The sequence below is a fragment of the uncultured Aquabacterium sp. genome, assembly GCF_913773725.1.
Lineage (GTDB): Bacteria > Pseudomonadota > Gammaproteobacteria > Burkholderiales > Burkholderiaceae_C > Aquabacterium.
In genome coordinates, this window is the sequence record NZ_CAJYGK010000115.1 from 1 (window position 1) to 22,309 (window position 22,309).

The following is a 22,309-nucleotide window of genomic DNA, read 5'->3' on the forward strand; positions in this document are numbered from 1 at the left end:
CGCCGGCCCCCCCTGTGTCGGCCCCCCGAACCGGAGCCCGCCATGCTTGAAATCCGCAACCTCACCAAGCGGTTCGGTGGCCTCACGGCCGTGAACGATGTGTCGGCCACTTTCGAGGCGGGCCGCATCAACGCCATCATCGGCCCCAACGGGGCGGGCAAGACGACGTTCTTCAACCTGATCGCCGGCACGCATGCGCCGTCGGCCGGGCAGATCATCGTGAAGGGCGAGGACGTGACCGGCATGCGTGCGGACCAGATCGCGCGGCTGGGCGTGGCGCGCACCTTTCAGGCCACCACGCTGTTCGACCAGGCCAGCGTGCTGGACAACCTCATCGTGGGCCACCGGCTGCGCACGCGGTCGGGCCTGTGGGACGTCATCCTCAACACGGCGCTGCTGCAGCGCGAGGAGCGGCTGTGCCGCGAGAAGGCCGAAGCCGCACTCGAGTTCGTGGGACTGAACCGCGTGGCGCACCGGCTGGCGGGCGATATCACGCAGGAAGAGCGCAAGCGTGTGGCCTTTGCGCTGGCGCTGGCCACCGAGCCCGACCTGCTGTTGCTGGACGAGCCGGCCGGCGGCGTGAACCCGGAAGAAACACTGGGCCTGGCCGAGCTGATCCGCAAGCTGGTGGCCCATGGCAAGACCGTGTGCCTCATCGAACACAAGATGGACATGATCATGAGCCTGGCCGACAAGATCATCGTGCTGAACCATGGCGAGAAGATCGCCGATGGCACGCCCGCCGAGATCCGCAGCAATCCGCACGTCATCGACGCCTACCTGGGAGCCGAGCATGTTGAAGCTTGAAGGGGTGTCGCTGTCGTATGGCAGCTTCCGTGCGCTGGACCAGGTCAGCCTGCATGCTGACAAGGGCGAGCTGGTGGTGCTGCTCGGCGCCAACGGGGCGGGCAAGAGCTCGATCTTCATGGCCATCAGCGGCATCCACAAGGCCTGCAGCGGCTCGATCGCGTTCGATGGCCAGGAGCTGGTGGGCATGCGGCCGGCTGCCATCGTGGCGCAGGGCGTTGTGCACTGCCCGGAGGGCCGCAAGCTGTTTCCGCAGATGTCGGTGCAGCAGAACCTGATGCTGGGTGCCTATGTGCACCGCAACGCGCCCGACACCCGCGCGCGGTCGCAGCAGATCCTCGACGAGGTCTACACGCTGTTCCCGATCCTCGCGCAGAAGCGCCACGACCCGGCGGGTTCGCTGTCGGGCGGGCAGCAGCAGATGGTGGCGATCGGGCGCGCGCTCATGGGCCGGCCCAAGGCCCTGTTGCTGGACGAGCCCTCGCTGGGCCTGGCGCCCCTGGTCGTCAAGCAGATGTTCGAGATCATCCAGCAGATCAACGCCAGCGGCGTGACGGTGCTGCTGGCCGAGCAGAACGCCTATTCGGCCCTGCGCATCGCGCACCGCGCCTATGTGCTGGAGCGCGGCCGCATCGTCATGGAAGGCCTGCCCGAGCAGCTGCTGCACGACGAGGGCATCCGCAAGGCCTACATCGGGGCCTGAGGGGCCTCATCCGTTTCTCGACGTTCCAACCCACAAGAGGAGACCGCACATGCCATCCCGTTTCTTTGCGCTCAAGCGCCTGCCGCTGACGGTGGCCGTGACCCTGGCCCTGGGCGCCGGCAGCAGCCTGGCCCAGGAGGTCGTCAAGATCGGCTACACCGGCCCGCTGAGCGGCGGTGCCGCCCTGTACGGCAAGAACGTGCTCAACGGTCTGCAGCTGGCAGCCAAGGAGATCAACGCCAAGGGCTTCGACGTCAAGGGCAAGAAGTACAAGGTCGAGATCGTGCCGCTGGACGACAAGTACGCGCCGGCCGAGTCGGCCATCAACGCGCGCCGGCTGCGGCAGCAGCATGGCGTGCCGGTGGTCTTCGTGCCGCACTCGGGCGGGGCGTTCGCGTTGCAGGCCTTCAACCAGCAGGAGAACTTCCTGCTGATGGCCTACACCAGCGTGCCGACCATCACCGAGAAGGGCAACAAGCTCACGATGCGGATCCCGCCGAACTTCCTGACCTACATCGAGCCCTTCATTCGCAGCCAGATGAAGTACGGTAAGAAGCTGGGCATGGCACCGGCGGATCACGACTATGCCAAGGCCTGGGTGGCGGCGTTCGAGCCGGCCTGGACCAAGGCAGGTGGCGCCGTGGTTGCGAACAACCCGATGTCGTACAACAAGTCGGCCGACTTCTACACCGGGGTCAGCCGCGTGCTGGAAAGCAAACCGGACGTGATGTTCATTGGCGGGCCGTCCGAGCCGACCGGGCTGGTGGCCAAGCAGGCGCGCGAGCTGGGCTTCAAGGGCCCGTTCGTCATCATGGACCAGGCCAAGATGGACGAGATGGCCCGCGTGACCGGGGGGCTGCAGATGCTGGAGGGCTCGATCGGCACGTTGCCGCTGACGGCGGACGAGCGCCCGGGCGCGAAGGCCTTCGTCGCTGCGTACCGCGCGTCCTACGGGGCCGACAGCAACCCGTCGTCGGAGGCGTCGCTGAACTACACGGCGCTGCATCTGGTGGTCCAGGCGATGCAGCTGGCGGGCAGCGTCAGTGAGCCGGCCGCCATCCGCGCACAGCTGGACGCGGCGGCCAAGGCCTTGCCCGATGCCGTCAATCCGAACGACCTCAACGGGGTCGACGAGAAGGGCGGCTCGGAGCTCAACACGGTGGTGGGCGTGGTTGAAGGCGGCAAGATGAAGGCGATGCGACTGAAGTCGCTGTAAGCGCCTCGAGAGCCCGCCGGTGCCTGGGAACGGGGCCCGGGCCGGCGGGCCGCCTGAGATAATGCCGACGTGGTCGCTGCCCGGTCGGGCGGCCGGCTGCGCAGTCAGGAGAAGAAGTCGATCATGCACGACCCCGTTGCCGCCGAGGTGGCCGAGAAGGAAGACCGCCATTTCGTGACCGCCCTGGCCCGTGGCCTGGAAGTCCTCTCGTGTTTCCGCTCGGGTGACAAGGCCCTGGGCAACCAGGAGATCGCCAAGCGCTGCAAGCTGCCGAAATCGACGGTGTCGCGGCTCACGTACACGCTCACCCGGCTGGGCTACCTGATCCAGATCGAGGGCAGCGGCAAGTACCGGTTGGGCACGGCGACATTGGCCCTGGGCAGCTACATGCTGGCCCGCCTGGATGTGCGCCAGCTGGCGCGGCCGATGATGCAGGAGCTGGCCGACTACTGCAAGGCCACCGTGTCGCTTGGCACCCGCGATCGCCTGTCGATGCTGTATGTCGAGAACTGCCGAAGCTCGGCGGCGCTCACCCTGAGCGTGGACGTGGGTTCGCGCATTCCCATCGTCAACTCGGCCCTGGGCCGGGCCTACCTGGCCGTGTCGAGCGAGGCGGAACGCCACGAGATCCTCGAACGCGTGCGCGAGTACGACGAGCAGGCCTGGCCGGCCATCCAGCAGGGCGTCGAGACGGCGCTGGCCGACTATCGCACGCTGGGCTGCACGCGCTCGTTCGGAGACCTGCAGGCCCACGTCAACGGCATCGCGGTGGCGTTCAATCCGGGCGGCGGTCTGCCGTGCATGGCCATCAGCTGCGCCGGCCCGGCCTTCAGCCTGTCACAGGAGTTCCTGCTGGACGAAGCGCGGCCCCGCCTGATCGAGCTGGTGCGCAAGCTGGAAGCGTCGGCCGGCCGGCTCTGATCAGGCCGGACCGATCACCGCAAAAGCCCCGCTGGCGCGCAGCAGCACGCGCTCGCCAGCGCGCAGGCGGCAGCTGGCGAAGGCCATGCGCTGCCCCAGGCGTTCGATCTCGACGTGGGCTTCCACCCAGTCGCCCAGGCGTGCGGCGGCCAGGAAGTCGGTGCTCAGGCTCACGGTGACGATGGACAACGGCCCCCCGCGCGCGTGGTTGATGGCGTGCCCCAGGGCGGTGTCGGCCAGCGTGGCCATCAGGCCGCCGTGCGGGATGCCGCGCAGATTCAGGTGATGGGGCGCGATGCGCAGGCCGATCACCGGCGGTCCGCCCGGCACGTCGCGCACATGCACCGGCCCGATGAGGCTGATGAAGCCGCCCGAAGCCGTGTGAAAGGGCGCGAACCCGGGCGGGACAGGCTGCGAGGGGGAGGGCGTGGATGACGGGTCTGGATGGCGCATGGACAGGGGCAGAGGGAGGGGCGGGGCGCTGGCGCACACCCGGACGGGGCATCAGAACCAGCCGGCGTTCATGTCCAGCGGCGTCTCGTCCAGCGTGCGCAGCAAGGCGTACTGTGCCTGTGTGCGCGGCAGTTCCCAACGGCAGAAGTACCGACAGGCCTGCAGCTTGCCCTCCAGAAAGGCCGCTTCGTCTGCGTGCGGCCCCGCGGACAGGGCCGAAGCGGCCACGCGCGCCTGCTCCAGCCACAGCCAGGCCAGCACGGTGTGGCCGCACGCCTCCAGGAACACGGCGGCATTGGCCAGGCCCCGCACCGGGTCTTCGGCCAGCACAGGGTGCAGCACGGCCTGCGTCGACTGCAGGTCGGCCAGTGCGGCGCGCACCGCCTCGGCCATCTCTTGCAGCATCGGGTTGAGGTGGGTGGCCTGGATGGTCTGGCTCATTCGATGAGCCAGCAAGGCCATGCCGGCCCCTTGCTGCATCATCATCTTGCGGCCGAGCAGGTCCATGGCCTGGATGCCGTGCGTGCCCTCGTGGATGGGGTTGAGCCGGTTGTCGCGGTAGAACTGCTCGACCGGGTACTCGCGGGTGTAGCCATAGCCGCCGTGCACCTGGATGGCCAGGTCATTGGCTGCCAGACACCATTGCGAAGGCCATGACTTCACGATGGGCGTGAGCACGTCCAGCAGCAGGGCGGCTTCCTGGCGCTGGGCCTCGTCGGGGTGCGTGTGCTGGTCGTCCACCAAGCGGGCTGCGTACAGACACAAGGCGTAGCCGCCCTCCACATAGGCTTTCTGCGCCAGCAGCATGCGGCGCACGTCGGCGTGCTCGATCAGCTTGCGCTGGGGTTCCTGCGGGTTCTTCGAGTCCGGCAGGCGGCCTTGCGGGCGGTCGCGTGCGTAATCGAGGGCCGCCAGGTAGCCGCGGTAGCCCAGCATCGCGGCCCCCATGCCGACCCCGATGCGGGCCTCGTTCATCATCTGGAACATGCACGCCAGCCCCTGATGCGGCGGGCCGATGAGCTCGCCATGGCAGGCATCGCGCTCACCGAACGACAGCATGGTCGAGGTCGTGCCCCGCCAGCCCATCTTGTGGATGAGGCCAGCCAGGTTCACGTCGTTGTGGGGGCCGAGCTGGCCGTCGTCGTGCACGCGGAACTTGGGCACGATGAACAGCGAGATGCCCTTGACGCCGGGCGGCGCGTCGGGCAGGCGGGCGAGCACCAGGTGAACGATGTTCTCGCTCAGCGCGTGATCCCCGGCGGAGATGAAGATCTTCTGGCCCTTGATGGCGTAACGGCCCTCGCCCATCGGGGTGGCGGTCGTGCGGATGTCGGCCAGGCTCGACCCGGCCTGGGGCTCGGTCAGCGCCATCGTGCCCATGAAGCGCCCACTGAGCAGGTGGGGCAGGTAGCGCTGGCGCTGGGCTTCGGTGCCGAAGCGCAGGATCACGTTGGCATTGCCCTGCGTGAGCCCCGCGTACGAACTGATGGCGATGTTGGCGGCCTTGAACAGCGAGCCGCAGGCCTGCGCCACCAGCGTGGGCAGTTGCATGCCCCCGAGCTCGAAGTCGTGGCTGGCGGCCAGCAGCCCGGCATCGCAGTAGGCGCGCAGCGCGTCGCCGACCTCGGGCGGCAGATGGACGCGTTCGCCATCGAAGCGGGGCTCGTGCTCGTCACAGAGGCGGTTCAGCGGCGCGAAGCGGTCGCGGGCGACGGCCTCGGCCGTGTCGATGGCCGCACTCAGGGTGGCGCGGGTGTGCTCGGCATGCCGCGGGCGCTCACACAGGCGCTCGGCCTGCAGCCAGTCGAACACCAGGAAATCGAGGTCGCGGCGGTTGATCAGAGGGGAAATCGACATGAAGGCCTGCATTGCAGAACAATGTTCTGTACTTTGGGGTTTTACAGGCTGCATTGTGAGAAAACGGCTGCCCACGAAAACGCACGTAAACCCTATTCACGGTGCACGCAGGCCGGGTTACGCTGAAAAAGTACAAAACACTGTTCTGCATTGCAGAACTTCATGGTGCCAGGAGACCCGATGCCGAACGCTCCCTACGTTCTGAATGGCCGTGTGGCCGTGATCACGCTGGACAACCCTCCCGTCAATGGCATGGGCCTCGCCGTGCGGCAGGCCGTCGTGGGCGCGTTGGATGCCGCCGCGGCCGACCCCGCCGTTGCGGCCGTGGTCATCACCGGCAACGACCGCTTCTTTTCAGGCGGGGCCGATGTGCGGGAGTTCGGCACGCCGCTGTCGACCCAGGAACCCACGCTGCACACGCTGATCGCGACGGTGGAGCGGTTGACCAAGCCGGTGGTGGCCGCCATCCAGGGTGTCTGCATGGGAGGTGGGCTTGAGCTGGCGCTGGGCTGTCATGGCCGCGTGGCCGGCCTGGATGCAACGGTGGCCTTGCCCGAAGTCAAGCTGGGCCTGCTGCCCGGGGCAGGCGGCACGCAACGCTTGCCGCGCGTGGTGGGGCTGGAGACGGCCCTCAACATGATCCTGTCCGGCGCCCAGGTGCCGGCCGCCCAGCTCGTGCACACCGCGCTGTTCGATGCGGTGGTGGCGTCCGAAGCGGTGCTGCCCGCCGCTCTGGCTCGGGCCGAACAGCTTGCGGCCCAGCAGGCCGAGCAGGGCACGCTGCCTCGCGTGCGCGACCGCGTTGTCGACGCCCCGCTGGCCGAGCCGTTCCTGCAGTTCGTCCGGCAGAACGTGGCGGCAGCATCCAAAGGCTACCCGGCTCCGCTGGCCTGTGTCGAAGCCGTGGCCGCCTCGGTCAGCAGCCCGTTCGACGAAGGCCTGCGCCGTGAGCGCGAGGGCTTTCTGGCGCTGATGCAGACGCCGGAATCCCGCGCGCTGCGCCATGTCTTCGCGGCCGAGCGGGCGGCGCCGAAGATCCCCGACGTGCCGGCCGACACACCGCTGCGGCCGGTGGGCCTGGTGGGCGTGATCGGCGCCGGCACCATGGGCGGTGGCATCGCGATGAACTTCCTCAACGCGGGCATCCCGGTCGTGATCCTGGAACGCCAGCCCGAGGCGCTGGAGCGCGGGGTCACCACCATCCGTCGCAACTACGAGAACTCGCAGAAAAAGGGCAAGCTCACGGCCGCGCAGGTACACGAGCGCATGGCCTTGCTCAAGCCCACGCTGTCCTATGGTGATCTGGCCAAGGCCGATCTGGTCATTGAAGCGGTGTACGAAGACATCGGCGTCAAGGAGGAGGTCTTCCGTACGCTCGATGAGGTCTGCCGTCCCGGGGCCATCCTGGCCTCGAACACCTCCACGCTGGACCTGAACCGCATTGCCGCCTTCACCCGCCGGCCGCAGGACGTGATCGGCCTGCACTTCTTCAGCCCCGCCAACGTGATGCGCCTGCTGGAAGTGGTGCGGGGCGAGCACACCGCCAAGGATGTGCTTGCCACGGCCATGCAGCTGGCGCGCACCCTCCGCAAGATTGCGGTGGTGTCCGGTGTGTGCGACGGCTTCATCGGCAACCGCATGATCCATCGCTATGGCGCGGCGGCCAACGACCTCATCGTGCAGGGGGCCTCGCCCCAGCAGGTGGACCGCGCGCTGGAGCGCTTCGGCATGGCCATGGGGCCGTTCCGCATGGGCGACCTGGCCGGGCTGGACATCGGCTGGGCGATCCGCAAGCGCCGCGCAGCCGAGCACCCGGACGATGCGCGCCCCAGCGTGGCCGATGCCTTGTGCGAGGCCGGACGCTTCGGGCAGAAGACCGGCGCGGGTTGGTATCGCTATGAAGCCGGCCAGCGCAACGCCGTGCCCGACCCGGATGTGGATGCCCTGATCGCCCGCTTCCGTGCCGAGCAGGGCATCACACCGCGCCGCATCACTGACGAGGAGATCATCGAGCGCTGCATCTATGCCCTCGTCAACGAGGGCGCCCGCCTGGCGGAAGAGGGCATTGCGCAACGCGCGTCCGACATCGACATCGTCTACCTGAACGGCTACGGCTTTCCGGCCTACCGCGGTGGCCCCATGCGCTATGCCGACGAGGTGGGGCTGGTGAACGTGGTGCGGGCGCTGAACCGCATCGCCGCCGAGCCTGGCGTGGACCGCGCCTTCTGGACACCCGCGCCCCTGCTGGCCCGCCTGGCCGCCGAAGGCCGCAGCTTCAACTGAGGAATGCACATGACCGACGCCGTCATCGTTTCCACGGCCCGCACGGGCCTGGCCAAGTCCTGGAAGGGCGCGTTCAACATGACCTACGGGCCCACACTGGGTGCCCATGCCGTGTGCCACGCGGTGCTGCGGGCCGGCATCGAAGCCGACGAGGTCGAAGACGTCATCATGGGCGGCACCTTCGGCGAAGGGACCACAGGGGGCAACGTGGCCCGGCAGATTGCCCTGCGCGCGGGCCTGCCCGTCACCACCGCCGGCATGACCGTCAACCGCTTCTGCTCGTCGGGTCTGCAGACGATTGCCCTGGCTGCGCAACGCGTCATCGCGGGGGAGGGGCAGGTGTTTGTGGCCGGCGGCGTCGAGAGCATCTCGTGCGTGCAGAACGAAGCCAACACCCACATGCGGCGCGACCCGTGGCTGGTGGCGAACAAGCCCGAGATCTACTGGAACATGCTGCAGACGGCCGAGCAGGTGGCCGCGCGCTATGGCGTGAGCAAGGAAGCGCAGGACGCGTACGGCGTGCGCTCCCAGCAGCGCGCCGCAGCGGCGCAGCATGCCGGCCTGTTCAACGACGAGATCGTGCCGATGACCACCACCATGGCCGTGGTCGACAAGGCCACAGGCCGCTTCACCACGCGCGAAGTGACGATCTCGTCCGACGAGGGCATACGCCCGGACACCACGCTGGAGGCCGTGCAGAAGATCCGCGCGGCGCTGCCCGGTGGCGTGGTGACCGCCGGCAATGCGAGCCAGTTCTCCGATGGCGCCTCGGCCTGCGTGGTGATGGACCGCCGCCTGGCCGAACGCCGCGGCCTGAAGCCGCTGGGCATCTTCCGGGGTTTTGCCGTGGCGGGCTGCGAGCCCGATGAAATGGGCATCGGTCCGGTGTTTGCCGTGCCCAAGCTGCTCGCCAAGGCCGGCCTGAAGGTCGATGACATCGGGCTGTGGGAGCTCAACGAGGCCTTTGCCGTGCAGGTGCTGTATTGTCGGGATCGTCTCGGCATCCCGGATGAGCGGCTCAATGTCAACGGGGGCGCCATTGCCGTCGGCCATCCCTACGGGGTCTCGGGCTCGCGGCTCACGGGGCATGCGTTGATCGAAGGCCGGCGCCGCGGCGTGAAGTACGTGGTGGTCACCATGTGCATCGGCGGCGGGCAAGGCGCAGCCGGCCTGTTCGAAGTGTGTTGATGCCCCCTGCGCCCTCCCGCCTGCCCAACTCCCTTTCTGCCATGTCCGATCGCCACTTCGCCCACTGGCCCCGCCATGTCAGCCGCCACCTGAGCGTGCCGGCCACCAACCTGTACACCAACCTCGAGATCTCGGCCCTGCGCTTTCCCGACAAGCGCGCGCTGGTCTTCTACGACTCGGTGACCACCTACGCCGAACTGAAGGACCAGACCGAGCGGCTGGCCGGCCATCTGCAGCAGGTGTGCGGCGTGAAGGCGGGCGACCGCGTGCTGCTCTACATGCAGAACAGCCCGCAGTTCGTCATCGGGTACTACGCCATCCTGCGTGCGAACGCGGTGGTGGTGCCGGTCAACCCGATGAACCTGACCGAGGAGCTGCGCCACTATGTGAGCGATGCCGATGCCCGCGTCGTGCTCTGCCCGCAGGATCTCTTTGCCCAGGTCCGCCCGCTGCTGCAGGAAGGCCGCGCGGCCGCGTCGGTCGATGACGCCGCGCCGGGGCTGCGCCATGCCCTGGTCGCAGCCTACAGCGACCACCTGACGGTGCCCACCGAACTCCCGGTGCCGGCCTTCGTGAAGGACCCGCGCCAGCCGCTGGACGAGCCGGGTGCCCAGGGATGGGTGGACGCCCTGACGGCGAACCACCGCCCCGGCCCCCTCACGCAGGGCCCGGACGACCTGGCCGTGATGCCCTACACCTCGGGCACCACCGGCCATCCGAAGGGCTGCATGCACACACACCGCAGCGTCATGTACAACACCGTGGCCGGCACGCAGTGGCTGATGACCACGCAGGATGCGGTGCAGCTGGCGGTGCTGCCCTTCTTCCATGTCACGGGCATGGAAAACGGCATGAACGGCTCGATCTACGTGGGCGCGACCATCGTGGTGCTGCCCCGCTGGGACCGTGATGCCGCGGCGCAACTCATCCAGCGCTACCGCGTCACGGGCACGCAGATGATCGTCACCATGGTGATCGACCTGCTGTCCAACCCGCGGCTGGCCGAGTACGACCTGTCCAGCATTTCGCGCCTCAGCGGGGGCGGAGCCGCCATGCCCGAGGCCTTGGCCACGCGCCTGAAGGAGATGTGCGACCTCGACTACCTCGAAGGTTATGGCATGTCGGAGACCATGGCGCCCACGCACATCAACCCGCCGCAGCGGCCGATGAAGCAGTGCCTGGGCATCCCCATCTTCGACGTCGACGCCCGCGTGGTCGACCCCGACACCTTTCATGAGCTGCCGCCCGGCGAAGTCGGCGAGATCGTGGTGCACGGCCCGCAGGTGATGCAGGGCTACTGGAAGCAACCGGCCGCCACGGCATCGAGCTTCATCGAGCTGGATGGCAAGCGCTTTCTGCGCACCGGCGACCTGGCCCGCACCGACGAGCACGGCTACTTCTACATGGTCGACCGGCTCAAGCGCATGATCAACGCCTCGGGCTTCAAGGTCTGGCCGGCCGAGGTCGAGGCGCTGATGTATGCCCACCCGGCCATCCAGGAGGTCTGCGTGATCGCGGCCCGTGATGAGCGGCGCGGCGAGACGGTCAAGGCCGTCGTCGTGCTGAAGGAGGCGCACCGCGGCCGCGTCACCGAGCAGGAGATCGTCGACTGGGCGCACGAGCACATGGCGGCCTACAAGAGCCCCCGCGTGGTCGCCTTTGCCGACACGCTGCCGAAGTCGGGCGCCGGCAAGGTGCTGTGGCGCGCGCTGCAGGCTCAGGAAGCCTGACGCAGCGCGCGGGGCGGGGCGCCACTCAGTGGTACGCCGGCCAGCTTTGCAAGGTTTCCTTGTCGGCGCTCACGTAGACCGCATCGTGCTCGCGGTCGATGCCGCGGGTCAGCGCGACCGGCACGGCGATCTCGCCGCCAGGCCGCCACCGTGCGGTGTCGACCACCAGTTGCTGCACCGCCCAGGTCTGCTCGTCGATCAGCAGGTCTTCCACCTTGCCGATCTGGCCGTCCGGCGTGGTCAGGGTGTAGCCCAACACCTCGCGTGTGCAGTGGACATGGGCCTCGGCCAGCGGCCGGGTGGCATCCAGTTCCAAGGCCTGCCCGTCGATGCCGGATGCCGGCGGAACCGGGAGCTCACCGGCTTCCATCGGATCGGGCAGGCGTTCCCAGTACAGCGGGGTGTCGTAGTACGCGGCATAGGCGCGCTCCTGGCGGCGTGTCAGCGGCCGTTCCCCGTCGAACTGCGGCCCGTGGAGCACGTCCTCCTTGAGCAGGGCGAGCTGAAGTTGCCGGTCGGTGGACGCATCCTGCCGAACGGCGGTCGGTGGAATGAGCAGGTGCCGCTCGCTGGGCCAGTGGCCTGTGCGCACGCCGAGGTAGCGGATGCCCCATTGCTCGTCGTCGAAGTACAGGGCGTCGACCACGCCCACCTCGCCGTCCAGCGCCGTGACGACGGCGCCCTTGAGTTGGCTGGCTTTGTGCAACATGTCGAATCTCCTTTCTTGAGGGATGCCGATCCGGTTGCGGCAAGGGGCGTTCCCAGCACATCGCCGGGTGCATCGCCCGATGGTTCGGGCGCGGGGTTTGCCCGCGCGTTCTCATCCCGCTCAAGCCGAGCGTCGCGGTGTGGGCCGCGCAAACCCGAGCGCCTTCATCGCGCCCGCAAGCTCCTGTTTCGCGCTGCCGTGGTCGCGCCACGGGTCCTGGGTCTGAAACGACAGGTGGTCCCGGGCCGTGGCGATGGTCCAGTGCGCTCCGCTTCGGAGTTGCATCAGGTCGGCCCAGTCCACGGGCATGGAGACCCCCAGCCCCGGTCGCGCCCGCGCCGAGAACGCCGCCACGGTCGTCGCCCCATGGCCATTGCGCAGGTAATCCACGAAGATGCGCCCCACGCGGTGCGAGGCCCCTGGCTTCGCGACAAAGCGTGACGGGATCGTTTGAGCCAGATGCTGCACGATGGCCTGCGAGAAGGCTTTCACCGTGTCGAAGTCATGGCGCGGCTTCAAGGGCACCACCACATGCAGGCCCTTGCCGCCGCTGGTTTTCAGCCACGACCGCAGTCCGACCGCCTCGAGCAAGGTCTTCACCAGCAGCGCAGCCTCCTGAACTTCGGGCCACTTCGTGCCTTCTCCCGGGTCCAGGTCGAAAACCATGCGGTCGGGCGCCCCGATCTTCTTGGCCGCGGCGTTCCAGGTGTGGAACTCGATGACGTTGAACTGCGCTGCCCCGACCAGGGCGCTGACGTTGTCCACCGACAGCAAGGGGTCATGGCCCGGCCACAGCGACGCAGCGAGCTCGGTGATGTGAGGAACGCCCGTCTTCCCGCCATGCTTCTGGAAGAACAGCGTCCCCTCGATGCCATGGGGGCCGCGCACCAACGAACAGGGGCGCCCTCGCAGATGCGGCAACATCCATTCCGCCACCGATTCGTAGTACCGCACGAGGTCGAGCTTGGTCAGGCCCGTCGAGGGGTCGATGACGCGTTCGCCATGGCTGACCTGCATGCTGCCCACCCGGGACGGTGGGGCCGTCTGCAGCGTCACCGCGCCTGGGTCCTTGGCCGTCTCCTGGACGACGGACCGGGCCGGTTTGTCGGCACGCAGGGCGATGTAGACCGCGTGGCGGATCTGCTTGTCCGGTGTCCACGCCGCAAACTCGACTTCTGCCACCAGCGTGGGCTGCACCCACCGCTCGCTCCCCGGGCGCCTTCGTGACCACCGGTGTGTCTTGGCGCCGTGGTCCGCGAACGGGGGATCACGGACCTCGAGCCGTGCCAGCCGCTTCTTCAGCGCCTCGGCCTCATCGGCGCGCCAGCCCGTCCCCACGCTGCCCACGGACACCAACTGCCCGCGCTCATCGTGCACCCCGAGCATCAGGCTGCCGATCCGCAGGCTGCCATCCGTGCGGTCGGCGTAGCCGCACACCACGAATTCCTGACGCTGCCGGCATTTGAGCTTGAGCCAGGTGTCATTGCGGGTGGATGTGTACGGTGCATCAAGGCGCTTCGCGATGACCCCTTCCATCCCCATGCGGCAGGCACTGCTGAGCATCGACGTCGGGTCACTGTCGAAGCTCTCACTGAAACGCACGTGCTCGGTGCCTTTCTCCTGAAGCCATGCCTTGAGCAGCTTCCGCCGGTCGGCCAGCGCGGCCCGCCGCAGGTCGTGGCCTTCAAAGAACGGCACATCGAAGAGGAAGTAGACCACCTCGTCGGTGCCGCTGCGGCCGTCAAAGGCCGTCTGCAGTGCATGGAAGTCCGGTGTGCCGTCTTGGCCCAGCACGACGATTTCGCCGTCCAGCCAGCCGGATCGCATGCCGAGCCGGGCGAGTTCGTCCAGCAGCGCGGGCATCTTCGCCGACCAGTCATGCCCGCCCCGTGTGATCAGCGTGGGCCGGCCTTGTTCGAAGCGCGTCAGCAGGCGGTAGCCGTCGAACTTCAACTCGTATGTCCACTGCCCGGTCGAAGGGATGCCGGTGGCCAGCGTGGCGAGCTGGGGCGCAAGCCGATCGGGCAAGGGCGCTTTGACGGCGCCGGGCAGGATGCCGCCCCGGCCCTCGGCCACGGAGGAAGGCGGTGGCACGGGCTTGCTGCCACGCCGTGCCGGCTGCAACGGTCGGGCGATGACGCTGTCCGGATGCGCCGCGGTGACGTCGAACTCGGCTCGGGGCCGCGCAAAACCGTCGCGCTTCTTGAACAGGATCCAGGGCACCTGCTTTTCGCCGCCCTTGGCGATCCTGACCAGTTCCCACAGTCCGGCCATCTTCCGGCCATTCAGGTGAAAGACGAGCTTGCCCTTGGCCAGCCCCTCGTGTGGGTCGCCCACTGGTTCCCAGGTGCCGTGATCCCAGACGATGACGGTGCCGGCGCCATACTGCCCGGGTGGGATGGTGCCCTCGAAAGAACCGTAGGACAGGGGATGGTCCTCGACGCGGATCGCCATGCGTTTGTCGCTCGGGTCGTAGCTGGGGCCCTTGGGCACAGCCCATGACAGGAACACCCCGTCGAGCGCCAGCCGGAAGTCGTAATGCAGGCGCGTGGCCGCATGCTTCTGGATGACGAACGACAGCGCCTTGCCGGCCTTTCGCCGTGCGCCCCGCGGCTCGGGCGTGACGCTGAAGTCGCGTTTGGCCCAGTAGCGTGCCAGGGGCTCCGAAGGATCCGAGGTGGCCATGGCCGTTCCCGTTACGCCGAAGTCTGCTGCAGTCGCTTGTAGGCGCTGAAGTGGCGCAGCGCCATCTGTGTGTCGCCCAGGTGCTCGTACAGCCGGGCCGCATTGAAGTGCGCGTCGGCCAGGCTGGGGTCGAGCGACAGACACCGTTCGTAGCTGGACAGCGCCTGCGCATGCTCACCCTGGTCTTCCAGCGCGATGGCATGGTTGAAATGCAAGAGGGGGGAGCCGGGGCAGCGCGCCACCGCGTCGCGGTACAGCGCCACCGCTTCGCCGCAACGGTGGTGCTCACACAGCAGGGCGCCCAGGTTCAGCAGGGCGTCGCAGTAGTCAGGCGCCAGATCGAGGGCGGTGCGATAGGCCGCTTCTGCGGCGTCGTGGTCCAGCGCCTCGATGGATTCGCCACGCGCCAGCCAGGCCTTGGGGTCGGCGCCTGCGGGGGGCTCGGGCGCCAGGAACGCGATGCCGTCGGGTGAGGGCGCGGCCTCGAAGTCCAGCAGCATCTGACCCGACTCCGCGCCCCAGGCGCCCTTGGGATCGCGCACCGCGACCTCGGCGCCCACGGCGGTGATGCGCAGCCCCGTGAGCGGCATCTCATCAGGCAGCCGCTGCCGCAGCGAAGCGAGCGAACGCAGGATGCGGCGGCCGGGCACCTTCGCCTTGCGCAGGTCCCGGGCCGTGCGCAGCAGCACGAGGTCCTGGAACGAGAAGCGCCACTCGTTGCGCGGGCCGCGCGCCGGGGAAATCACCCCTGCTCTGACGAACACGTCGATCGCAGCCCGTGACATGCCCAGCATGTCCTGGGCACGCCGCAGGCTGTAGGTCGATGCAGCAGAGGGCGGCGAGGTCGTCATCGACGGGCGCGTGCACGGGTGGGGGTGGCGACCGGCTCCTCCGTTCTGGTGGCGCGCCGGGCGCTCTTGCGTTCCTTGGTGTCGAGGGCCGCCACAGGAGGGGCCTTCGCGCTCGCCTTCGGTGGCGCCGTCTTCGCTGCGGGCTTCTTGCCCAGGCTGGCTCGAAGGGCCTCCATCAGGTCGATGACCTGACCGCTGCCTGCCTCTTCCTGGGGCGCCGTGGCGACGACCTGCTTGCCCGCGATCTTCTCGTCGATCGCGGCCAGCACCCGCTTCTTCTCTTCGTCCTCGAACCGGGTCGGGTCGTAGGTGTCTTCCGAGATCTGGTCGATGAGTTGCAGCGCCAGTTGAAGCTCAGACGACGACACCTGGACGTCCTCGATGTCGAGGTCCCTGAGCGACCGCACCTCTTCGGCATAGAGCAACTGCTGGAGGACGAGGCCGTCGTCGGTGGCCCGCACCTGCACGACGTACTGTTTGGCCTTCCAGGCCCACTTGGCCAGGGCGCATTTGCCGCTCTTCTGCATGGCCTCCTTGAGCAGGCCGTAGGGCTTGCCGCCTCGCTTGTCAGGCGCCAGCAGGTAGGCCTTGTCGTAGAACAGGGGGTCTACGGCCTTCTCGGGGATGAAGGAAACGATCTCGACCGCGTGGCTGCTTCCTTCCTCCAGCTTCTTGAGCTCCTCGGGCGTGAACAGCACGAAGCGGTCCTTCTCGAACTCGTAGCCCTTCACCATCTCGTCGCGCGGCACCACCTTGTGCGTCTTTTCAGAGACGTACTGCTGCTTCAGCCTGCCCCCGGCCTTGTCGAGCAGGTTGAACCGGATGCCGGCCGAGGCATCGGTCGCGGAGTAGAGCTTCACCGGGATGGACACCAGTCCGAAGCTGAGGGTCAAGGAAGCGATGGAACGTGCAGCCATGTCGAACCCCATCGGGTGATTGGGCTGTCATCGCAGCAATCGGCGCGCCCGGGACGGGTTGGACATGAAAAAAGCCCTGAGCGGCGGGCGCTCAGGGCTTTTTGAGGGCGGTTCTGGCAGAACGGGTGCTCAGAACGGGATGTCGTCATCCATGTCATCAAACCCGGTCGACGACTTGGGCGCCGGGGCCGGTGCGGGCCGGGGAGCCGGAGCCGGGCGGGCTGCCGGACGGGCCGGGGGGGCTTGCTCGAAGTCGTCGCCGCCGCCCTGACCGCCGCCGTAGCCGCTGCCCTGGGCGCCGCCGCCATAACCACCGCCGCTGCCGCCTTCACGGCCGCCCAGCAGTTGCATCTGCTCGGCCACGATTTCGGTGGTGTAGTTGTCCTTGCCGTCCTTGTCCTGCCACTTGCGGGTCTTCAGGCGGCCTTCGACGTACACGGGGCGGCCTTTTTTCAGGTACTCGCCAGCGATTTCAGCCAGGCGGTCATAGAACACGACGCGGTGCCATTCCGTTTCCTCCATCTTTTCGCCGGAGTTCTTGTCCTTCCAGTTGCGCGTGGTGGCCACCGAGACGTTGCAGACCGCTGCGCCGCTGGGGGTGTAACGCACTTCCGGGTCGCGACCCAGGTTGCCGATGAGGATGACTTTGTTGATGGAGGCCATGGCCGTTCCTAGAGAGAGATGGTTGGTTAAAAAGGGTGCCGTTTGTTAGCCTGCGCATTATCGCCGGACGGCCCGCGGCGAACACCCCCCGGCATCCCCCTGTGGGGCCACTCCGTGTGGGGGAGGGCGCTGGCGCGACTTACACTTCTCCCGCGGTCGACTCCGGCCGCGCTCTGTCCGTTCGCAGGAGCCGCCGCATGTGCCAGCTGCTGGGCATGAACTGCAACACGCCCACCGACATCGTTTTCAGTTTTTCCGGCTTCGCCACCCGCTCGACCGAGCACGGTGACGGCTTCGGCATCGCCTTCTACGAAGGGCGGGGCGTGCGCCTGTTCGTCGACCACCAGGCGGCCCGCGTGTCGCCCGTGGCCGACCTCATCAAGCGCTATCCGATCAAGAGCCGCCATGCGATCGCCCACATTCGCAAGGCGACGCAGGGCGTCGTGTCGCTCGAGAACTGCCATCCCTTCATGCGTGAGCTGTGGGGCCGGCACTGGGTGTTTGCGCACAACGGCAACCTGGTCGATTACCAGCCGCGCCTGCACGGCAGCTTCCAGCCCGTGGGCGACACCGACAGCGAGCGCGCCTTCTGCTGGCTGATGCAGGAGCTGGCCAAGAGCCATGCGTCGATGCCGCCGGTGGCCGAGCTGACGCTGACGTTGAAGGAGCTGGTGCCCCAGATCGCGCGCCACGGCACCTTCAACTTCATGCTGAGCCAGGGCGATGCATTGTGGACGCACTGCTCGACGCACCTGCACTACCTGGTGCGCCGCCACCCGTTCGGCATGGCGCGCCTGCAGGACGAGGACATGGCGTTGAACTTCGCCGAGTTGACCAGCGCCGGCGACCGTGTGGCCGTGATCGCCACGCAGCCCCTCACCAGCAACGAACAGTGGGTGGCGATGCAGCCTGGCGAGTTGCTGGCGTTCGTGGGCGGCGAGCCGGTGGGCTTGAGCCAGGCGAGCTGATGCCCTCCGCGCCCGCCGAGCGCGTCGGCTCTGTGGCCGCGGCGCCGGCCGGCGATCAGGCCGTCGCGTCGAACAGCTCCCGCCCGATCAGCGTGCGCCGGATTTCCGATGTGCCCGCGCCGATCTCGTAGAGCTTGGCATCGCGCCACAGGCGGCCCATCGGGTAGTCGTGGATGTAGCCGTTGCCGCCGAGCAGCTGGATGCCGTCACCCGCCACGCGGGTGGCCTGCTCGGCCGTCCACAGGATGAGCGCGGCGCAGTCCTTGCGGAGGTGACGTGCCCCGCCCGGGCCGGCGGCATCGAGGTTGCGCGCCACGGTGTAGGCCAGGCAGCGTGCGGCCTGCAGCGCGGTGTACATGTCGGCCACCTTGGCCTGCACCAGCTGGAACTGGCCGATGGCCTGGCCGAACTGGTGGCGGTCGTGCACATAGGGCAGGACGTTGTCGAGCACGGCCTGCATGATGCCGATGGGCCCGCCCGAGAGCACGGCGCGCTCGGTGTCCAGGCCGCTCATCAGCACCTTCACGCCGCCGCCCACCTCGCCCAGCACCTGCTCGCGCGGCACGAAGGCCTGCTCGAACACCAACTCGCCCGTGGGCGAGCCGCGCATGCCGAGCTTGTCGAGCCGCTGCGCCACGCGGAAACCCGGCGTGCCTTGCTCGATCAGAAAGGCGGTGATGCCGCGCGGGCCGGCCTCCATGTCGGTCTTGGCGTAGACCACCAGCGTGTCGGCCACGGGGCCGTTGGTGATCCACATCTTGCTGCCGTCGAGCAGAAAGCCGTCGACGCCGTCGCGGCGGTGCGGCGTGGCCTTCAGCCGCATGCTGACCACATCGGAGCCGGCCTCGGGCTCGCTCATGGCCAGCGCGCCGACGTGCTGGCCGCTGATGAGCGGTGGCAGGTAGCGGCGCTGTTGCGCCTCGGTGCCGTGGCGGTGGATCTGGTTGACGCACAGGTTGCTGTGTGCGCCGTAGCTCAGCGCCACCGAGGCCGAGGCGCGGCTGATCTCTTCCATGATGACGAGGTGGGCCAGATACCCGAGCCCGGCGCCGCCGTACGTTTCGCTGACGGTGGGCCCGAGCACGCCGAGTTCACCGAGTCGCGGCCACAGGTCGGCCGGGAAGGCGTCGTCGCGGTCGATGCGGGCGGCGTGCGGCGCGATCTCGCGCTGGGCGAAGGCCTGCACGGCGTCGCGCAGCGCGTCGATCTCGTCACCGAGGTGGTGTTGCAGTCCGGGCAGGTCCATGGCGTCTCCTCGTGTTGTCACGGCGGGCGGCGACCATGGCGGCGGTTAGGCTCAACACGTGAGCCAGTTTCAGCCAGCCGGTGGTCGCTTGGCCAGCAGCGCGTTGGCCACGCGCGAGACCGGCTTGCGGCCCAGCGCGCGGGAAATGAAATCGGCGGTGTCCACCAGGGCGTCCAGGTCGATGCCGGTGACGATGCCCAGGCCGTGCAGCAGGTAGACCACGTCTTCGGTGGCGACGTTGCCGGTGGCACCCTTGGCATAGGGGCAGCCGCCGAGGCCGGCCACGCTGGTGTCGAAGGTGTGGACGCCGAGCTGCAGGCAGGCGTGGATGTTGGTGAGGGCCTGGCCGTAGGTGTCGTGAAAGTGGCCGCTCAGCTCGGCCACCGGCACGCGCTGCAAGGCCCGCTCCATCACGCGCTGCACCTGGCCGGCCGTGCCCACACCGATGGTGTCGGCGATGCCGATGTGGTCGCAGCCGATGCCGAGCAGGCGATCGACCACATCGTCCACATCGTCGACCGCGACCTCGCCCTGGTAGGGGCAGCCCAGCGCACACGACACCGCCGCGCGCACCCGCATGCCATGGGCATGGGCGGCCGCCACCACGGGCTGGAAGCGTGCGATGGATTCGGTGATGCTGCAGTTGATGTTGCGCTGGCTGAAGGCCTCGCTGGCAGCGGCAAACACCACGACTTCATCGGCGCCGGCAGCCAGTGCGCCTTCGAAGCCCTTCATGTTGGGCGTCAGCACGCTGTAGCGCACCCCGGGCTGGCGCTGGATGCCGGCCATGACCTCGGCGGCATCGGCCATCTGCGGCACCCACTTGGGGCTGACGAAGCTGGTGGCTTCGATCTGGCGCAGGCCGGCGGCCTGCAGGCGGTGAACCAGTTCGATCTTGGTGGCGGCAGAAACCGGGGCGGCCTCGTTCTGCAGGCCATCGCGCGGGCCGACATCGACGAGGGCGACGTGGGTGGGCAGCATGTTCAATCCAGACGCAGGAGTTCATCGCCCTCTGCGACCGGGTCGCCCACGGCACAGCGCAGCTCGGCCACGGTGCCATCGCGCGGCGCGCAGAGGGTGTGCTCCATTTTCATCGCTTCCGTGACGGCCAGCGGCGTGCCGGCCTTCACGTGTTGCCCAGCTTCCACCAGCAGGGCCACCACGCGGCCCGGCATGGGGGCGGTGAGTCGCGCATGGCCGGCGTCCTGATTCCGGGATGCCTGAGGTGGGCGCTCGCGCACGGTCAGCGGGTGCGCTTGGGGCCATTCGGCGCAGAAGGCGTGCCAGGCGTCACCCCGCGCGTGCAGGTGCAGGCGATGCGTGCCGCCGGCGGCCTGGGGCGCGTCGCCCTCCACGGGCGTGAGGGTGACGCTGACCTGAGTGTTGCCGTGGCGGTGCAGGACGAGCTGCACCCGGGCGTCGCCGACCTGGAGCGCGTGTGTGCCACCGCGGCGCGTCCACGCCAGCTCGATCGACCGATCACCGCTTTGCAGGGTGTGGCGCGTGGTGCGGGCGCCAGTCAGTTGCCAGGCGTCGGTGGCCGACCATGGGTCGCGCCAACGCGTCTTGAGCGTGCCAGTGTCATCGGGCAGGATGCCGCCTGCAGCCCCCGCGGCCTGGGGCGAAGGCGCCTCCACCCCCGGGGCATGCGCGCCGAGCTCTTGCCCCGCCACCCAGGCCGCAGCCACCCACAGATCGCTGACGGGGTCCGGGTGCAGCAGCGCATCGGCTTCGGTGGCGATCAGCCCGGTGTCCAGCTTCGCCTGCAACCAACGCGGGTGTCGGGCCAGCCGCCGCAGAAAGGCCAGGTTGTGCGGCAGCCCGGCCACATGCAGGTGGTCCAGCGCCTGCTGCAGGCGCCGCAGCGCGGTGGCCCGGTCTTCGCCCCACACAATCAGCTTGGCCAGCATGGCGTCGTAATGCGGGCCGATCGCATCGCCTTCGCCGATGCCGCTGTCCAGCCGCACCGGCGCGATCTGGAAGGCCGCATGCGCCGGGGGGCGCCACACGGTGACCGGGCCGGTGGCCGGCAGAAAGCCCTGCTCGGGTTGCTCGGCGCACAACCGGGCCTCGATGGCATGGCCTCGCAGCGTGATCTGTTCCTGGCGCAAGGGCAGGGGCTCGCCCGCGGCGACGCGCAGCTGCCATTCGACCAGGTCGAGCCCGGTGATGGCTTCGGTGACCGGGTGCTCGACCTGCAGGCGCGTGTTCATCTCCATGAACCAGAAACGGCCCGTGTCGGCCACGTCGGCTTCGCAGATGAACTCGACCGTGCCCGCACCCACATAGTCGACGCTGCGCGCCGCGGCGATGGCCGCCTGACCCATGCGGGCTCGCACGGCGGCGGGCAGGCCGGGTGCGGGGGCTTCTTCCAGCACCTTCTGATGGCGGCGCTGGATGGAGCAGTCGCGCTCGAACAGGTGGACGTAGTGGCCTTGCGTGTCACCGAACACCTGCACCTCGATGTGGCGGGGGCGTTCCACCAGGCGCTCGATCAGCACGCGCGCATCGCCGAAGCTGGCCTGCGATTCGCGCTGGCACGCGCCCAGGGCCGTGGCGAAGTCGGCGGCCTGGTGCACGGCCCGCATGCCGCGCCCGCCGCCCCCCGCCGTGGCCTTGATGAGCACTGGGTAGCCGATGCGCTCGGCTTCGGCGGCCAGCGTGGCCGGGTCCTGGTCCTCGCCGTGGTAGCCGGGAACCAGGGGCACGCCGGCTTCGGCCATCAGGGCCTTGGCGGCGGCCTTGCTGCCCATGGCGGCGATGGCCTCGGCGGGCGGGCCGATGAACACGATGCCGGCCTCTGCGCACGCACGCGCAAAGTCGGCGTTCTCGCTCAGAAAGCCGTAGCCCGGGTGGATGGCCTCGGCGCCGCTGCGGCGGGCCACGTCGATGAGCGCCGCACCATCCAGCCACGCCGAGCGAGGCTGGTGGGGGTCGGCGCAGGGCAGGGGCCAGGCCTCGTCGGCTGCCTGCACATGGCGCGCGCGGGCCTCGTCGGGCGTGTAGACGGCCACGGTGCGCACGCCCAGGCGTCGGGCCGTGGCGGCGATGCGGCAGGCAATCTCCCCTCGGTTGGCGATCAGGATGGTGCGGAACATGGCGCGTCCTTCCT

18 protein-coding genes are annotated in these 22,309 nt (G+C 68.6%); 8 read left to right on the top strand and 10 right to left on the bottom strand.

The genetic code is table 11. The features are described 5' to 3' along the window. The first annotated feature begins 42 nt into the window (after positions 1–42). From QZ709_RS13585 to QZ709_RS13600, 4 genes are all read left to right on the top strand, one after another. Positions 43–807, top strand: coding sequence for an ABC transporter ATP-binding protein (locus tag QZ709_RS13585; RefSeq protein ID WP_294637843.1), 765 nt, complete (start codon positions 43–45; stop codon positions 805–807). Continuing rightward, positions 794–1,510 (top strand): ABC transporter ATP-binding protein, encoded by a 717-nt coding sequence (locus tag QZ709_RS13590; protein WP_294637845.1) that lies wholly within the window; start codon positions 794–796, stop codon positions 1,508–1,510. The genes QZ709_RS13585 and QZ709_RS13590 overlap by 14 nt, the downstream gene beginning before the upstream one ends. A gap of 49 nt (positions 1,511–1,559) precedes the next feature. After that, positions 1,560–2,726 carry an ABC transporter substrate-binding protein gene (locus tag QZ709_RS13595; protein WP_294637846.1) on the top strand — a complete coding sequence of 389 codons (1,167 nt, stop codon included), beginning with the start codon at positions 1,560–1,562 and terminating at the stop codon, positions 2,724–2,726. A gap of 123 nt (positions 2,727–2,849) precedes the next feature. Then, entirely contained in the window at positions 2,850–3,647 is a 798-nt protein-coding gene (locus QZ709_RS13600; protein ID WP_294637847.1) for an IclR family transcriptional regulator, read from the top strand. On the opposite strand, the gene QZ709_RS13605 is transcribed toward QZ709_RS13600, so the two are convergent. Further along, positions 3,648–4,100 (bottom strand): PaaI family thioesterase, encoded by a 453-nt coding sequence (locus QZ709_RS13605; RefSeq protein WP_294637848.1) that lies wholly within the window; start codon positions 4,098–4,100, stop codon positions 3,648–3,650. It lies immediately after the preceding gene. Between the two features lie 51 nt (positions 4,101–4,151). Beyond that, positions 4,152–5,957 carry an acyl-CoA dehydrogenase gene (locus QZ709_RS13610; RefSeq protein ID WP_294637849.1) on the bottom strand — a complete coding sequence of 602 codons (1,806 nt, stop codon included), beginning with the start codon at positions 5,955–5,957 and terminating at the stop codon, positions 4,152–4,154. Between the two features lie 180 nt (positions 5,958–6,137). Here QZ709_RS13610 and QZ709_RS13615 point away from each other — a divergent pair, with 180 nt between their 5' ends. From QZ709_RS13615 to QZ709_RS13625, 3 genes are read left to right on the top strand one after another with little or no spacing between them, the layout of a single operon-like run. Continuing rightward, positions 6,138–8,240 (top strand): 3-hydroxyacyl-CoA dehydrogenase NAD-binding domain-containing protein, encoded by a 2,103-nt coding sequence (locus QZ709_RS13615; protein ID WP_294637850.1) that lies wholly within the window; start codon positions 6,138–6,140, stop codon positions 8,238–8,240. 9 nt (positions 8,241–8,249) lie between these two features. Then, on the top strand, positions 8,250–9,428 hold the full coding sequence (locus QZ709_RS13620) for an acetyl-CoA C-acyltransferase (protein WP_294637851.1): 1,179 nt from the start codon (positions 8,250–8,252) through the stop codon (positions 9,426–9,428). Between the two features lie 41 nt (positions 9,429–9,469). Continuing rightward, on the top strand, positions 9,470–11,158 hold the full coding sequence (locus tag QZ709_RS13625) for a long-chain fatty acid--CoA ligase (protein WP_294637852.1): 1,689 nt from the start codon (positions 9,470–9,472) through the stop codon (positions 11,156–11,158). A gap of 25 nt (positions 11,159–11,183) precedes the next feature. On the opposite strand, the gene QZ709_RS13630 is transcribed toward QZ709_RS13625, so the two are convergent. From QZ709_RS13630 to ssb, 5 genes are all read right to left on the bottom strand, one after another. After that, on the bottom strand, positions 11,184–11,867 hold the full coding sequence (locus tag QZ709_RS13630; RefSeq protein ID WP_294637853.1) for a PRC-barrel domain-containing protein: 684 nt from the start codon (positions 11,865–11,867) through the stop codon (positions 11,184–11,186). Between the two features lie 120 nt (positions 11,868–11,987). Beyond that, positions 11,988–14,552: a DNA ligase D gene (gene ligD / locus QZ709_RS13635; protein ID WP_294637854.1), complete on the bottom strand. Its 2,565-nt coding sequence runs from the start codon at positions 14,550–14,552 to the stop codon at positions 11,988–11,990. 11 nt (positions 14,553–14,563) lie between these two features. After that, the gene (locus tag QZ709_RS13640) at positions 14,564–15,403 is read right to left on the bottom strand and encodes a tetratricopeptide repeat protein (protein WP_294637855.1); all 840 of its coding nucleotides are present in this window, start codon (positions 15,401–15,403) and stop codon (positions 14,564–14,566) included. Beyond that, positions 15,400–16,320 (bottom strand): Ku protein, encoded by a 921-nt coding sequence (locus tag QZ709_RS13645; protein ID WP_294637857.1) that lies wholly within the window; start codon positions 16,318–16,320, stop codon positions 15,400–15,402. The genes QZ709_RS13640 and QZ709_RS13645 overlap by 4 nt, the downstream gene beginning before the upstream one ends. Before the next feature lie 129 nt (positions 16,321–16,449). Then, positions 16,450–16,983, bottom strand: a complete 534-nt coding sequence (gene ssb, locus QZ709_RS13650) for a single-stranded DNA-binding protein (protein ID WP_294637858.1) — start codon at positions 16,981–16,983, stop codon at positions 16,450–16,452. A gap of 197 nt (positions 16,984–17,180) precedes the next feature. Between ssb and QZ709_RS13655 the strand changes: the two genes are divergently transcribed. Continuing rightward, a complete protein-coding gene (locus QZ709_RS13655) occupies positions 17,181–17,951 on the top strand; it encodes a class II glutamine amidotransferase (protein WP_294637859.1) in 771 nt (256 codons plus the stop codon). 55 nt (positions 17,952–18,006) lie between these two features. Here QZ709_RS13655 and QZ709_RS13660 read toward each other — a convergent pair whose 3' ends face one another. The 3 genes from QZ709_RS13660 to QZ709_RS13670 form a co-directional block, all read right to left on the bottom strand. Continuing rightward, positions 18,007–19,197: an isovaleryl-CoA dehydrogenase gene (locus QZ709_RS13660; RefSeq protein ID WP_294637860.1), complete on the bottom strand. Its 1,191-nt coding sequence runs from the start codon at positions 19,195–19,197 to the stop codon at positions 18,007–18,009. A 69-nt stretch (positions 19,198–19,266) separates the two neighbouring features. Beyond that, positions 19,267–20,178 (bottom strand): hydroxymethylglutaryl-CoA lyase, encoded by a 912-nt coding sequence (locus tag QZ709_RS13665; protein WP_294637862.1) that lies wholly within the window; start codon positions 20,176–20,178, stop codon positions 19,267–19,269. Between the two features lie 2 nt (positions 20,179–20,180). Continuing rightward, on the bottom strand, positions 20,181–22,295 hold the full coding sequence (locus QZ709_RS13670) for a biotin carboxylase N-terminal domain-containing protein (RefSeq protein ID WP_294637863.1): 2,115 nt from the start codon (positions 22,293–22,295) through the stop codon (positions 20,181–20,183). Between the last annotated feature and the right edge of the window lie 14 nt (positions 22,296–22,309).